The organism is Janthinobacterium lyxosi, from assembly GCF_051380665.1.
Taxonomy (GTDB): Bacteria; Pseudomonadota; Gammaproteobacteria; order Burkholderiales; family Burkholderiaceae_D; genus Janthinobacterium.
Map to the genome: position 1 here is coordinate 68,775 of NZ_JBNYXM010000007.1, position 14,088 is coordinate 82,862.

The window sequence follows — 14,088 nt, forward strand, 5'->3', positions numbered from 1 at the left end:
GGCATACACTGCTGCGCGCATGCAGGCCGGTCGGCAGGGAATCGGAGCTCATCGGGACACCTTTTCTTGTGGGGGAAGGGGTTTGCTGAAAAACGGCACGCGGCGCAACCACAGGCGCAAGGCTTGCCAATGGATGCGCGCCATTACGCCAAACGTCATCAGGGGGTAGCGCAGCAAGGCCCAGGCGATGGCGCCATCGCGTAGCGGCTGTCCCGTGCCGGACAAGCTCGTTTCCAGAATCGGACCGTCGAGGTCGTCGTAATCGACCCGGGCCAGGTGGCGCTCGCCGCCCTGGTCGCTGTTGCGCAGGAAACGGAAACGGTACTGTCCTTCCACCTTGCAAAACGGCGACACATGGAAAATCTTCTTGGCGACCAACTCGCTGCCATACGCGATGGCGCCGCCCTGCTCGAGCAAGTACAGATGGCGCTCGCCGAAGGTATTGCGCACATCGCAGACCACGGCGCGCAGCGCGCCATCCGGGCGATGGCAAAACCAGAAACTGACGGGATTGAAGACATAGCCAAACATGCGCGGCATGCTTTGCAGCCAGATTTCGCCGCCCGCGTCCGGCACGCCATGCTGGCGCAGCAAGCCATCGATCCACTCCAGCAACGGGGTTGTGCCATCGCCATGGTCGCTGTCGCGGAAGGCCAGCACATTGGCGCCGTTGCGCGAAATCAAGCGGGCGGAAAAATCCTGCACGCCCAGGCTGCGCAAGGGCAGGCGCAGATAGAACATGCCATAACTAAAAGCATGCGGACGCGGGCGCAGCCGCGCATGGCGCACCCGTCCCAGGCACAGCTGGGGCTGGTGCGGCACGGGCGGCGAGAAATCACGCGGCATGGCCGAGCTCCGCCGACGCCATGCCGTTCAGCGCTTCTGCCACGGCCAGGCCCGACTTCAAGCCGTCTTCATGAAACCCATAGCCCGTCCAGGCCCCCGCAAACCACGTGTGCTGCGCGCCCTGGAAGCCGACCAGACGTGCCTGGGCGGCAATGGCCGCGCCATCGAACACGGGATGGGCATACGAAAATTCGTCGATGATGGACGCCGGATCGGGCTCGTCGAGCGGATTGAGCGAGACGATGACGGGCGTGCTGAACGGCAGCGGCTGCAACTGGTTCAGTAAATAATGCACGCATACTTGCGGCGCCTCGCCGTGCGCGGCCGGCCGGCCCTGGTAATTCCAGGCCGACCAGGCACGGCGGCGCTGCGGCAGGCAAGACGCGTCCGTATGCAGCACGGCGCGGTTGGGCTGGTAGCGCACGGCTTCGAGCACGGAGCGCTCGTCGTCGCGGAGATCCGCCAGCAGGGCCAGCGACTGGTCGCTGTGACAAGCGAGCACCACGTGATCGACATGCTCGACGCCGGCGGCCGTGTGCAGCTCGACCATGCGCGCGCCGCCGTGCGGCTGGCGGCGCACGGCCAGCACGGGGCACGCCAGGCGCTGCTGCGCAATTCCCGCCAGCAATTTTTCCACGTAAACACGCGAGCCGCCCCGTACCGTGCGCCATTGCGGCCGGTCACTGACTTGCAGCAAGCCATGGTTGTGGCAGAAACGAATAAACGTGGCCAACGGAAAGGCCAGCATCTGGCGCGCCGGGCACGACCAGATGCAGGCCGCCATCGGCAACAGATACCAGTGACGGAACTCGTCGCCATAGCCGTGCAGGTCGAGAAACTCGCCCAGCGACATGGCCGGCGCCGGCAAGCTGGCCGTGGCCAGGGCGCTAGCTTGCCGGTTGAAACGCAGGATGTCGCGCAGCATGCGCAAAAAGGCGGGGCGCAGCAAATTGCTGCGCTGGGCAAATACGGTGTCCAGATTGGCACCCGCCCACTCCAGCACGCGGGCATCGGGCGTGGTGCCCAAGGGCATTTTCACGGAAAACGACATATCGCTGTCGGCCGCCTCCACGCCCAGCTCCTGAAACAGCTGCACCAGGTGCGGATACGTGGCGCGGTTAAACACGAGAAAACCCGTGTCGACGCCATGCGTGACGCCATCGAGCGTGACATCCACCGTATGGCTATGGCCGCCAAAATAGTCGCCCGCCTCGTACAAGGTAACGTCCTGGCCCGCCTGCGCCAGGCGATAGGCACATGACAAACCGGCAATTCCCGCTCCGACAACGGCGATTTTCATAACAGTATCCGTATCAAGTTTGTCCAGGACAGAATCAATAATCAATTAAATATTGATTCATGTCAATGAGGGTGCGAGCCGCTCACAAACTTATACGCAGGCAATTTTCAATCGGATTCAGCTATTTGGTATGGAACGGCGGAAGGCGTAAAATGCATCCACGTTCTTTTGGCATGCGAGCAAGCCCCTGTATGGATACTGATTTGCAACCGCTGCAATCCCCTTCCGCCTTCAGCATCAGCGATGTCGAGCGCGACACCGGGCTGGCCAAGGAAACCTTGCGTGTCTGGGAACGCCGCTACGCCTTTCCCCAGCCCCAGCGCGATGCCTTTGGCGAGCGCAGCTACCCGGCCGAGCAAGTGCAAAAATTGCGCATGGTCAAGCGCCTGCTGGACCTCGGATTTCGCCCGGGTAAAATCATGCAGCACAGCACCTTGCAACTGCAGCAGTTGGCCAACGCCGGCAGCACGGCGCAGCCCTTGCCGCAACCGCAACTGGCGCATTACCTGGCCCTGTGCCGCGGCCACCAGATGGCGGAACTGGGCGAAGCCCTGCGCCAGGCGCTGGCCGTGCTGGGATTGAAAGCCTTCACCATCGACGTCATCGCTCCCCTGACGGGCATGGTGGGCGAAGCGTGGGCTTGCGGCGAACTGGCCGTGTATGAAGAACATCTATATAGCGAAACCTTGCAGACGGTGATGCGCCACGCGATTTTTTCCCTGCCGCAAGCAAGCAGCCCGTCCGCGCGTACGCCGCGCATCGTCCTCAGTACCTTGCCGCAGGAGCGTCATGGCCTGGGGCTGCTGATGGCCGAGGCGCTGTGCGCGGCGGCCGGCGCCCATTGCATGTCGCTGGGAGTGGAAACGCCGTTGACCGATATCGTCGCGGCCGCCCGCGCGCAGCGGGCCGACATCGTGGCGCTATCGTTTTCCAGTTCCAGCAAGCAACGACAGACGCGCGACAGCCTGCAGCAGTTGCATGCAAGCTTGCCGCCAAGCATGGAATTGTGGGCTGGCGGACGCAGTCCCGTGCTGACCAAGCACCCGCCGCCCTTCCTGCAGGTGCTGGACTTGCGGCAAGTCGAGGAAAGCATCGCCGACTGGCGCCGCCGCCATCAGGCGCACGCCCTGCAAACCCACTGAACCGGCTGGAAAGCGCGGCAACTGCGGCGATCTCCGTGGATAGCCGCGCAATGTTGCCAATCGAACAGTAAAGCATGAAGGGCCGGGCCCGCTCTGGTAGAATAGCCCGTAACACAGTGTCCGGCGCCGCCGGGCCTTAGGTCAGCACCCGCCACCACACATCCATGTTTAGTTTCTTCAAGAAAAAACCCATCGTTCCCGAGGCTGCGCCAGCCGAGCCCCTCGTTCTTCCCGCCGCCACGCCGCCTGCCCCGCAGCTTGCCGCTGCGCCCCTGAGCGGCGCGCCGGCCGAGCTCGTGCCCGTGATCGTGGCCGCCGAACCCGAGAAAAAATCGTGGATGACGCGCCTGAAGGCCGGCCTGTCGAAAACCTCGAATACCTTATCCGTGCTGTTCGTCGGCGCGAAAATCGACGACGCCCTGTACGAAGAGCTGGAAGCGGCGCTGCTGATGTCCGACGCGGGCATCGACGCCACGGAATTCCTGCTCACGGAATTGAAGAAAAAGGTCAAGGAAGACAAGCTGCTCGACGCCGCCGCCGTCAAGGCCGCGCTGAAAGTGCTGCTGATCGACTTGCTCTCGCCGCTGGAAAAACGCTTCGAACTGGGCCGCCACAAGCCGCTGGTGATGATGATTTCCGGCGTGAATGGCGCCGGCAAGACCACCACCATCGGCAAGCTGGCCAAGCACATGCAGTCGAACAATCAATCTGTGCTGCTGGCCGCGGGCGACACCTTCCGCGCCGCCGCGCGCGAGCAGCTGATGGTCTGGGGCGAGCGCAACAACGTCACCGTCATCTCGCAGGAATCGGGCGACCCGGCCGCCGTGGCTTACGACTCGGTGCAATCGGCGAAAGCGCGTGGCATCGACGTGGTGATGGTCGACACGGCTGGCCGCTTGCCGACACAGTTGCACCTGATGGAAGAATTGAAGAAAATCAAGCGCGTGATCGGCAAAGGCATGGAGGGCGCGCCGCATGAAACCCTGCTCGTCATCGACGGCAATACTGGCCAGAACGCCTTGACACAAGTCAAGGCCTTCGACGATGCCCTGCAGTTGACCGGCCTGGTGATCACCAAGCTGGACGGTACCGCCAAGGGCGGCGTGCTGGCGGCGATTGCCCGCGTACGCCCCGTGCCCGTGTATTTCATCGGCATCGGTGAGAAAATTGAAGACTTGCAGCCTTTCGTGGCTGCCGAATTTGTCGAAGCGCTGCTCGGATAAGCCTATACATGATTGAATTTCAGCACGTCTCCAAGCAATACTCCGCCGACGCCGTGGCGCTCAGCGACATTTCGCTGAGCATTGCCAAAGGCGAGCTGGTCTTTCTGGCCGGCCCGTCCGGCGCCGGTAAATCTACCCTGCTGAAAATGATCGCCGCCATGGAACGCCCCAGTTCGGGCAAGTTGATCGTCAATGGCCAGGACATGGCGAAGATCAAGCCGGCTGGCGTGCCCTTTTTGCGCCGTAACATGGGCCTGATCTTCCAGCAGCAAAAACTGCTCAACGACCGCTCCATCCTGGCCAACGTCATGCTGCCACTGCTGGTGGTGGGCGCCCACAAGGCTGCTGCCGAGCAGCGCGCGCGCGCCGCCCTCGACAAGGTGGGACTGCTGGACCGCGCCATGGCGCGTCCCCTGTCGCTGTCGGGTGGCGAACAGCAGCGCGTCTCCATCGCACGCGCCATCGTCAACCGGCCGCAGATCATCCTGGCCGACGAACCGACGGCCAACCTGGACCGCGCCAGCGCCAACAAGGTGCTCGACGCCCTGAAAGCGTTTCACTCGGTGGGCGTGACCTGCCTCATTTCCAGCCATGACGAACAGATGCTCGACGCCGCCGCCCGCGTGATCCACCTGAAAAACGGCCGGCTGGTGGCCATCGACAAGGCCACGCAGGCGCCCGTCTTCGCGCCGCCCGATCCCGATTTCGCCCCCGGCACCGATGATGACGCAGGAGAACAGGCATGAGAGGCTGGTTCCGTCAACACCGCTTCGCGCTGGGTTCGGCGCTGATTCATTTGCGCAAGTCGCCAGGCGGCTTCCTATTGAACGTGCTCGTCGTCGCCATCGCCCTGTCTCTGCCGTTCGCCGGCTTGACCATGCTCGACAATGTACGCCCCATGTCGGAACAGATGTCGGTCGACCCGGAAATCAGCGTTTTCCTGAAGATCGACACGCCGCGCGAGCAAGCCGTGGCCTTAGCGGGCGCCATGCGCAAGATCGTCGGCGCGCAAAAGGCGAAGATCGTCTTCATCCCGCGCGAACAGGCGCTCGACACCCTGAAAAACAAGAACGGCCTGGCCGACGTGCTCAGCACTCTGGGCGACAATCCCCTGCCCGACAGCTATGTGCTGAAACTCGATGCGTTCAGCAGCGCCAGCGAGGCGCAGGATGTCGATGCCGTGGCGGAACAGCTGCGCCAGCTGCCAGGCGTGGAATCGGCGCAAGTCGATTCGGCCTGGGTCAAGCGCCTGGCGGCCCTGCTGGGCGTGCTGCGCCTGGTGCTGTTGCTGCTGGCCATTACCCTGGGCGTGGCCGTGATCGCCGTGGTCTTCAACACCATCCGCCTGCAAGTGATGCAGCAGCGCGATGAAATCAGCATCTCGAAATTGATTGGCGCCACCGACACCTTCATCCACCGCCCCTTCTATTACACGGGCGCCCTGCTGGGCCTGTGCGCCGGTGCGCTGGCGCTGGGCGCCGTGGCGCTGGCCTTGCAGCCACTCAATACCGCGATTGCCGAGTTTGCCCGCCTGTATGCGTCCGAATTCCAGCTGGTGCCACTGGCGCCGCTGCCGATGGCTGGCTTGCTGGCTCTCAGCGCCGGCCTGGGCCTGATCGGCGCCTTCCTCTGCGTGCAACGCCACCTGGCGCGCCTGAACTGACCATCCGTTCCATGGCGGCGCTCCTGGCGCCGCCATGCGCCTCACCCTCCCCTTGTTTTTTAATATCCACCGCATACTGTGGTTATCTTGATATTTAGCAAGTATTCTTAAGGTTCGCTTCAGCTTGCGGCCGTAGACTATGTACGTTGTCGTCAAGAGGCGTGCAGCCCTTTCAGGCGCGACCAAACAGGTGCACACTGCAGTGCCCATGCGCCCTGGCCGCGTGTTTTAGATAAAATATCAACTAGTAAATCGCCATAGTATTCAGGCTATCAGGACGATTAAATGTGCTGATTGGCACTCTCAGGCAGAGAGTGCTAATATAGGGACATACCAACAGCAGAACCGCCATGAGCGCCAGATATAGATGGAGCCGCGATCTGCAAGTGCAAGACCGAATACGCAAAACCGAACAGACAATCGGGCCACGTCGCGTGACATGGCCAACTGGAACAAAGCAAGACTACGAGGGAGAAAACATGACTATGATGTCCGCAACGTCCGCATTGGTTCCGACCAAAAGTAATGCGCTGGGCCTCGGGTTCACTGGCAATCTGGGCAATATCGATGCCTATATCTCGGCCGTGAACCGCCTGCCCATGTTGACCCACGCCGAAGAAATTTCGCTGGCGACACGCCTGCGTGAAAAAAATGACCTGGCCGCCGCGCAAGAACTGGTGCTGTCGCACCTGCGCCTGGTGGTCTCGATTGCCCGCGGCTACCTGGGCTATGGCTTGCCGCACGCCGACCTGATTCAGGAAGGCAATATCGGCTTGATGAAAGCCGTGAAACGTTTCGATCCGGACCAGGGCGTGCGCCTGGTGTCGTACGCCATGCACTGGGTGAAAGCCGAGATGCATGAGTACATCCTGAAAAACTGGCGCTTGGTCAAGGTCGCGACGACGAAGGCACAGCGCAAGCTGTTCTTCAATCTGCGCAGCCACAAGACGGGCCTGGATGCGATGACACCGAAGCAGATCGATGCGCTGGCCAAGCTGCTCGACGTGAAACGCGAAGAAGTGATCGAGATGGAAACGCGCTTGAGCGGCCGCGACATCGCCCTGGAATCGCCGACCGACGATGAAGACGACAAGTTTTCGCCGATCGCCTACCTGTCGTCGGAGCAAAACGAGCCGACCAAGGTGCTGGAAGCGGAACAAGTGACGCGTCTGCAATCGGAAGGACTGGAAACGGCCCTGGGCAAGCTCGACGCCCGTTCGCGCCGCATCATCGAAGCACGCTGGCTGGCCAACGACGACGGTTCCGGCGCCACCCTGCACGCTTTGGCAGAAGAGTTCGGCGTATCGGCCGAGCGCATCCGCCAGGTCGAAGTAGCGGCGCTGAAAAAAATGAAGGGCGCGCTGGCCGCTTATGTGTAGTCGCAGGCAAAGCCGCAATGCAAAAGGCGCCGCAAGGCGCCTTTTAGTTTTACAAATGATGTTTATCAACAGATAAACATGGCAGCCGATTAAGCTGCAGCCAAGCCCTTGACCAGGATTTCGGCGACCAATTCATTCAGATCCGCGTCGCGCTCCTTGGCGAGGGTCTGCAATTGCAAGACCAGATCGCTGTTCAGCTTGACGGCGAAGGGCACCAGGCCCAGGGCCTGATCGCGCTTGCGCTGCTCGCGGCGGTCGACGACTACCGCTTCCTTACCGAATGCACCGGCGCCGGGAACATTCATCTTTCCCATCAGTTTCTTGGCATCGCTTTTCGCCAGGGCAGTTTTTTTCATGGTTGTTTCCTGATTTTCAAAACAGCCATTTTACGCAGTAATCGGCGCGCCGCGTGGCCGGCGCATCAATTCATCCACGGCGCGCCAACAGTGCGCCGGAAAAATATCATTTTGCTACTATCATTTTATCCCACGCGTGAACAAGCACGCCGGGGACGCTCCACCTGAAAGGAAAAACATGCATTCTCTGACCCGCTCTTATCGTACCGTACTCCTTCCCCTGTTCTTCGCCTGCCTGGCCGTGCTGGCGGGCTGCGGCGCGGCCGGCAGCGCCGGCGACGCGGAAAACACGCCGCGCAGCGTCACCCACGTGCTCTCGCCGGGCGAACAGGTCGCCATCACGGCCACCGATACCCTGAAACTCGAGCGTGTCAACGACAGCCGCTGCCGCAAGGGCGCCGTGTGCGTGTGGAAAGGCTACGTCAGCTACAGTTTCACATTGCTCAACACCGCGGGCGCCACCGCGAACGAAACTGACATCGTCTTGTCCGACTCCATGCCGGGCGCCGCCAGTTCCGTCACCGTCAACCACCTGACGTTCACCCTGCTCGACGTCGACCCGGCCACGCCGCCCGCCCTCAACGCGGCCGAACCCACCTACCGGATCAAGGTGAAAATCACGCAGGGCGCGCTGCCCCGCTAACGCTAGGCATCGTGGCGCTGGCGGCTGTCGCCGGGCGCCTGTTGCCGCTCAAGCATGCCGTAATCGCGCACCACGCCGGCGATGCGCAGCCGGTAATCGTCAAACACGCCGTGCCGGCCGGCCGATTGCGCCGCGCGGTGCGCTTCCAGTTGCCGCCACTGCGCCAGCGCCGCCTCGTCGCGGAAAAACGAGAGCGACAACATTTTGCCCGGCTCGCTCAGACTGCTGAAGCGTTCGATGGAAATGAAGCCATCGATGTCATCGAGCAAGGGCCGTAGCGCCGCCGCCAGGTCCAGATACTCCTGGCGCCCTTCTGCGCTGGGCCAGACTTCAAAAATCACGGCGATCATGTCATTTCTCCTGGGCTAAAGACAGGGATGCGGGCGTTCAGCGACGGCAGATAAGTCCACGCCAGCGGTAAGCGTTCCAGCGCATCGCCCCACGCTTGCAGGCAGGCCGTGGCGATGGCGTGCGCGATGGACTGGCCCGGACAGACGTGGCGGCCATGGCCAAAGCACGGCGCCGCATGCCCGCCAGCATCATGGCCGGCGCTGGCCAGCACCACGACGATCATCTGCCCGGCCGGCACGCGCACGCCATTGAACGCCACGTCCTCCGCCGTGTAGCGGCGCGTGTTGTGGATGGAGGGATCATGCCGGCTGACTTCGCGCAGCATGGCAGGCCATCGCTGCGGCGTTGCGCGCAGTTGCGACAACAAATCCGCTTGGGTACGCAAGGCCACGACGGCATTGCCCAGCAAGCCGGCTGTGGCCTCGCAAGTCTGCGACAGCAAGCCCACCAGATTGGCCACCACGCCGCCTGATGCATGCCAGCCAGCCTGCAGTGCCCCGGCCACGACGTCGTGCAACAGACTGCCGGGCAGCGCATCCTCCTCATGCAGCAAGGCCGTGAAGCGTTGCAATAGCGCCTCGGCTGCCACCTGTGCGCCAGCCAGTTGCGCGCCATTGCTTAGCGGCGACAAACAGGCGACAAAGTCGCGCGTCCAGGCGGCCAGCGCCGGCCATTGCGCTGGCGCAAAGCCCAGCAAGTCCGCCATGGCAAACAGGGGCAGTTCGAAAATAGCATCGTTCAGCCGAGCGGCGCTGCCGGGCAGCTGCTCTTGCGCCAGATGCAGGCTGCGCGCATGCAGGCGCGCCAGGTCCACCTGGCCCAGCGCGTGCGCCAGCACCTGTTTCGGCACGGCATGCCGTTCGCCCTCATTCATGCGCACCAGTTCGGCAAAGATCGCGCCGCACGGCGTGCCCGCCAGATTGTGCGGCACGGCCAGTCCCAGTGGGCGCACACGGCAAGCGGGATGCGCCAGCACGGCTTGCACGCCGGCCATGCCCGTCGCCAGCCAGCAGTCGAGTGACGCATCGAAACGCAAGGGCGGGCCATCCGCCAGGCGGCGATAGTAGTCATATGGCGCCGCGTGAGTGACGGCAGCGAGCGGGTGAACAGGGTCGGTGGGATAGTCGAGCGGCATGCGCATTCCATTGCAGTGAGGTGGGGACACGAGTATGCTGCCCCTTCCACTACAACACTTCGCCCGAGAACGAATCATGGATGACAGCCCCCTTCCCCACACGGCCGATGTACGCCTGGCGCAGTTGGCCGGTGCCATCGCCGAACCGGCGCGCGCGCGCATGCTATGCAGCCTGCTCGATGGCCATGCACGCACGGCCACGGAATTGGCGACGCTGGCCGAGGCAGGCGCTTCGACGGCCAGCGCCCATCTGGCACGCCTGCGCGAGGATGGCTTGCTGTCGATGGTGGCGCAGGGCAAGCACCGCTATTACCGCCTGGCCAATGCAGAGGTGGCACGGGCGCTGGAAGCGCTGCTGGTGGTGGCCGGCGCGCCGGCAACGCCCTTTACGCCCACCACGCCCGACCGCTTGCGCCATGCGCGCACCTGCTACGACCACATGGCAGGCAGCGTCGCCGTCACCCTGCACGACCAGTTGCACGCGCAAGGCTGGCTGCTGGACGATGGCGGAGAATATCGCCTGTCGGCAGCGGGTGCGGCCGGCATGGCGGCCCTGGGCATCGACGTGCCGCAACTGCAGCGCCAGCGCCGCCGCTTCGCCTGTGCTTGCCTGGACTGGAGCGAACGGCGCGCCCACCTGGGCGGCGCGCTGGGGGCCGCCATCCTGCAGCTGGCGCTGCGCCAGCGCTGGGCCGAGCGCGAACTCGACAGCCGCGCCCTGCGCCTTACGCCGGACGGCGAACGGCGCCTGCTGGCCGCCTTCGGTGGTAACTGAACGGCGCAGGCATTTTGTATCTCTGAAGCAACTATCGAGCTGGTTGTTATTGATGACAGCCTACGGCCTCGTCATGAGCCTGGCGATCGTGGCCTGCATCGCCACGGGCGTGATGTTGCGACATTAAGAGCGTGGCCTGCCGATAAATACGGCTGCTGCAGGCGCCAGTTCTCAGGCTATCATCCTGCACGTTATCTTTTTTGGGATGCATGATGATTGCCTTCGAAGGCTTGTCCAAACAGTACGGCACGTTCGAGGCCCTCAAACCATTGACCTTGCAGGTGGGCAAAGGAGAGGTCTTCGGCTTCCTGGGGCCGAATGGGGCCGGCAAGACCACCACCATCCGCATGCTGATGGGCATCCTCGTGCCCAGCGCCGGCCGCGTGCTGGTCGATGGCCTCGATTGCCACCGCGATGGCGCCGCCGTCAAGCGCAAGGTAGGCTACCTGCCCGACAATCCGATTTTTTACGATTATTTGCGGGGCCGTGAAATCCTGCAATTCGTGGCCGAAATGCATGGTTTTCCGCGCGCGGAAGCGGCCGCCCGCGCCGCGCGCCTGCTGACGGAATTTGGTCTCGACGAAGCGAGCGAGGATTTTGCCGTCAATTACTCGCTGGGCATGAAGAAAAAACTGGGCCTGGCTTGCGCGCTGATCCACGATCCGGCCGTGCTGATCCTCGACGAACCGATCAATGGCCTCGACCCGCGTGCCTCGCGCGACGTGCAAGAACGCTTGCTGCGCCGCGCCGCCGCCGGCACCACGATCTTCGTTTCCACGCATCTATTGGATATGGCGCAAAAACTGTGCAGCCGGGTGGCCATCATCCACCGTGGCGCCCTGGTCGCCACGGGCAGCCTGGACAATATCCGCCAGCAATTGTCCAGCGATGGCAGCCTGGAAGACCTCTTCTTGCAACTCACCGATGAAACGTCCCCGGCATGACACCGGCGCCGCCCACCGCCTGGCGCGCCGTCTGGCTGCTGACCCGCTTGCGCCTGCAGCGCCTGCTCAACGTCAGCGGCCGTGGCTTTTCCTTCAAGAAAAACAATAAAAGCCGCCCCGCCACGCCGGGCAAGCGTGGCGGACGCTGGCTGCTGGGCGCGCTGCTGTTGCTGCCCATGCTGTTTTCCTTCGGCAGCATTGCCCGCCATAGCGTACTGAACATGCATTGTTTGCTGGACCGGGTCGCCGCCTGCCAGGCGCGCGGCAGCCTGCACACGGGCAGCCACCTGCTCGATCCCGTCGTCGCGCAATTCATGGCCACGCCCTTCAGCGCGGCGCTGATAGGCGGCCTGACCCTGCAGTTGGCACTGCTGTGGCTGGTTAGCGTTTTGTTGCCGCTGGGCATGGGAGAATTGTCAACGCCGGACTGGGACCTGGAATGGCTGGTCACCCTGCCCGTCGCGAAAAGCACCTTGCTGTGGGCACGCGTGCTCGAACGCACGCTCGTCAATCCGGCCGGCTTGCTGGCCCTGTGGCCCAGCACCACCGTCATCGCCTGGTATGCGGGCCAGGGCTGGCTGTCTCCATTATCCGGCCTGCTCGCCAGCCTGGTCCTGCTGGCCCTGGCCGCCATGCTGCGCACCCTGGTCGACACGGGTTTGCGCCTGTCGCTCAGTCCGTCCCAACTAGGCAACCTGCAGGCAGTGATCTCGCTGGCGGGCCTGTTCCCCATGTATATGGGCATGTCGTTCGGCATGGGCACGGGCGGCTTCGCGTATGCCTGGGCGGCGGACATGCCCGCCTGGAGCAGCTGGACGCCGCCGGGCTTGCTGCTGCGCCTGCTCAATGCATCTGACGTGGCGGCCCTGCTGCTGCCAGCCGTCCTGCTGCTGGCGCAAGTACTGCTATTGATGCAGCTGGGCATGGCCATCCTGCGGCGCCAGTTGCGCCACGGCGTGGTGGGCGCGGGCCAGCGCGAAGGCGCGCGCAAGCCGGCGCCGACGCTGCCGCCAACACGTCGGTGGCGCCCGCGCATCGGCACGGCGATCCAGCGGCGCGAGCTGACGTTACTCTTGCGCGACCGTAATTTTCTCGTGCAGACCCTGCTGATGCCCTTGCTGATCCTCGGTGGCCAAGCCCTGTTTACGGGCCAGGCGCGCGACATGCACGCGCTGCTAGCCAGCCCCACCCTGCTGGCATCCACCGGCTTTTTCCTCGGCAGCTATGTGCTGATGATGTCGGCTTTCCAGACCCTGAACAAGGAAGGCGGCGCCCTGTGGCTGCTGTACACGTTTCCCATCTCCGTCGAACAGGCGCTGCGGCAAAAGGCGCAGCTGTGGGCCATGCTGGCCCTGCTGTATCCTTTGACCCTGTTCGGCGTGGCGCTGGCCTGGCTGCCCGCCTGGTCGTGGCAGACGGCGAGCCTGATGCTGCTGACCCTGACCGGCATTCCCCTGTATGCGGCGATCGCCGTGGCGCTGGGCGTGTTTGCCAGCGACCCGCTGGCCACCGAAACAAGGGCAAAGGTGCGCCCCACCTATATGTACCTGTATTTGCTGCTCACCGGCCTGTACCTCGCCGCCCTGGCCGCCGGCAGCCTGCTGCAGCAACTGGTGTCAGTTGTGCTCACGGGCGCGCTGGCCATGGCGCTGTGGCAAAAGGCACGCGACGCGCTGCCCTACCTGCTCGATCCCGCCGCCTCGCCGCCGGCCACGGTAGCGGCGGCCGACGGCCTGATCGCCGCCATGCTGTTTTTTACTCTGCAAACACTGGCCTTGATGCTGCTCAAAGGTACAAGTGCGACGCTGCTGGCGCAACTGGCCATCGCCTTCGGCGCGGCCGGCTCGCTCACGTATGCGCTGCTGCGCCTGGTCTATTGGCGCAGCAGGACGGCCGGCGTGCCGCGCATCGGACAGGGCCGCCAGCCGTGGCGCCGGGGAATCGCGGGCGCCTGTGTCGCGGCGCTGTTCGGCATCGGCTATGCGGCCCTGTTGCCGCCGGCCGCTTCGCCATTGGTGCCTATCAATGGCAACGGACTGTGGCTGCTGGCCGTGGGCGTGCTGGCTGCGCCCCTGTGCGAGGAATTCATCTTCCGCGGCTTGTTGCAGGGCGGCTTGCGCCGCTCGCTGCCGGCCTGGCAAGCGATCGGCATCGCCGCCGCGCTGTTTGCCATCGTGCATCCACCGGCTGCCATGCTGCCCGTCTTCGTGCTGGGCCTGTGCACGGGCGTCGCGTACGAGCGCAGCGGATCGCTGCTGGCGCCCATGCTCACGCACGCGCTCTACAACGCTGCCATGCTCGGCTATCAGATGAATAGGTGATTGTTGCCGG

Annotated in this window: 15 protein-coding genes; 9 read left to right on the forward strand and 6 right to left on the reverse strand. The window is 63.7% G+C overall.

The features are described 5' to 3' along the window. Positions 1-48: 48 nt before the first annotated feature. Together ACQ4WP_RS08920 and ACQ4WP_RS08925 are read right to left on the reverse strand one after the other, a co-directional pair. The gene (locus ACQ4WP_RS08920; protein ID WP_436519770.1) at positions 49-846 is read right to left on the reverse strand and encodes a DUF1365 domain-containing protein; all 798 of its coding nucleotides are present in this window, start codon (positions 844-846) and stop codon (positions 49-51) included. Then, complete coding sequence (locus tag ACQ4WP_RS08925) at positions 836-2,146, reverse strand: NAD(P)/FAD-dependent oxidoreductase (RefSeq protein WP_436519772.1); 1,311 nt, start codon at positions 2,144-2,146, stop codon at positions 836-838. The genes ACQ4WP_RS08920 and ACQ4WP_RS08925 overlap by 11 nt, the downstream gene beginning before the upstream one ends. Before the next feature lie 191 nt (positions 2,147-2,337). On the opposite strand from ACQ4WP_RS08925, the gene ACQ4WP_RS08930 reads away from it, so the two are divergent. The 5 genes from ACQ4WP_RS08930 to rpoH all read left to right on the forward strand — a co-directional run bounded on the left by ACQ4WP_RS08930 (position 2,338) and on the right by rpoH (position 7,553). After that, positions 2,338-3,288, forward strand: coding sequence for a MerR family transcriptional regulator (locus tag ACQ4WP_RS08930; protein ID WP_436519774.1), 951 nt, complete (start codon positions 2,338-2,340; stop codon positions 3,286-3,288). Positions 3,289-3,452: 164 nt separating this feature from the next. Continuing rightward, entirely contained in the window at positions 3,453-4,511 is a 1,059-nt protein-coding gene (ftsY, locus tag ACQ4WP_RS08935; protein WP_436519776.1) for a signal recognition particle-docking protein FtsY, read from the forward strand. A gap of 8 nt (positions 4,512-4,519) precedes the next feature. Then, positions 4,520-5,257 (forward strand): cell division ATP-binding protein FtsE, encoded by a 738-nt coding sequence (locus ACQ4WP_RS08940; RefSeq protein WP_436519778.1) that lies wholly within the window; start codon positions 4,520-4,522, stop codon positions 5,255-5,257. Continuing rightward, the gene (gene ftsX, locus ACQ4WP_RS08945) at positions 5,254-6,174 is read left to right on the forward strand and encodes a permease-like cell division protein FtsX (RefSeq protein ID WP_436519780.1); all 921 of its coding nucleotides are present in this window, start codon (positions 5,254-5,256) and stop codon (positions 6,172-6,174) included. The genes ACQ4WP_RS08940 and ftsX overlap by 4 nt, the downstream gene beginning before the upstream one ends. A gap of 485 nt (positions 6,175-6,659) precedes the next feature. Beyond that, positions 6,660-7,553: an RNA polymerase sigma factor RpoH gene (rpoH, locus tag ACQ4WP_RS08950; protein WP_436520109.1), complete on the forward strand. Its 894-nt coding sequence runs from the start codon at positions 6,660-6,662 to the stop codon at positions 7,551-7,553. An 89-nt stretch (positions 7,554-7,642) separates the two neighbouring features. Here rpoH and ACQ4WP_RS08955 read toward each other — a convergent pair whose 3' ends face one another. Then, entirely contained in the window at positions 7,643-7,909 is a 267-nt protein-coding gene (locus ACQ4WP_RS08955; RefSeq protein ID WP_436519782.1) for a hypothetical protein, read from the reverse strand. Positions 7,910-8,087: 178 nt separating this feature from the next. Between ACQ4WP_RS08955 and ACQ4WP_RS08960 the strand changes: the two genes are divergently transcribed. After that, a complete protein-coding gene (locus ACQ4WP_RS08960) occupies positions 8,088-8,552 on the forward strand; it encodes a hypothetical protein (protein WP_436519784.1) in 465 nt (154 codons plus the stop codon). 2 nt (positions 8,553-8,554) lie between these two features. Here ACQ4WP_RS08960 and ACQ4WP_RS08965 read toward each other — a convergent pair whose 3' ends face one another. Both ACQ4WP_RS08965 and ACQ4WP_RS08970 read right to left on the reverse strand, forming a co-directional pair. Continuing rightward, a complete protein-coding gene (locus ACQ4WP_RS08965; RefSeq protein ID WP_436519786.1) occupies positions 8,555-8,902 on the reverse strand; it encodes an antibiotic biosynthesis monooxygenase family protein in 348 nt (115 codons plus the stop codon). Beyond that, entirely contained in the window at positions 8,899-10,038 is a 1,140-nt protein-coding gene (locus tag ACQ4WP_RS08970; protein ID WP_436519788.1) for a cytochrome P450 family protein, read from the reverse strand. The genes ACQ4WP_RS08965 and ACQ4WP_RS08970 overlap by 4 nt, the downstream gene beginning before the upstream one ends. Positions 10,039-10,114: 76 nt before the next feature. Between ACQ4WP_RS08970 and ACQ4WP_RS08975 the strand changes: the two genes are divergently transcribed. Continuing rightward, positions 10,115-10,813, forward strand: coding sequence for an ArsR/SmtB family transcription factor (locus ACQ4WP_RS08975; protein ID WP_436519790.1), 699 nt, complete (start codon positions 10,115-10,117; stop codon positions 10,811-10,813). 46 nt (positions 10,814-10,859) lie between these two features. Here the strand turns inward: ACQ4WP_RS08975 and ACQ4WP_RS08980 are convergent, their stop codons facing one another. Next, positions 10,860-11,024, reverse strand: coding sequence for a hypothetical protein (locus ACQ4WP_RS08980; RefSeq protein WP_436519792.1), 165 nt, complete (start codon positions 11,022-11,024; stop codon positions 10,860-10,862). Between ACQ4WP_RS08980 and ACQ4WP_RS08985 the strand changes: the two genes are divergently transcribed. Both ACQ4WP_RS08985 and ACQ4WP_RS08990 read left to right on the forward strand, forming a co-directional pair. Beyond that, on the forward strand, positions 11,023-11,757 hold the full coding sequence (locus ACQ4WP_RS08985; RefSeq protein WP_436519794.1) for an ABC transporter ATP-binding protein: 735 nt from the start codon (positions 11,023-11,025) through the stop codon (positions 11,755-11,757). The two genes, ACQ4WP_RS08980 and ACQ4WP_RS08985, sit on opposite strands and share 2 nt — an antisense overlap. Continuing rightward, complete coding sequence (locus ACQ4WP_RS08990; protein WP_436519796.1) at positions 11,754-14,078, forward strand: CPBP family intramembrane glutamic endopeptidase; 2,325 nt, start codon at positions 11,754-11,756, stop codon at positions 14,076-14,078. Before ACQ4WP_RS08985 ends, ACQ4WP_RS08990 begins: the two co-directional genes overlap by 4 nt. Positions 14,079-14,088: the final 10 nt, after the last annotated feature.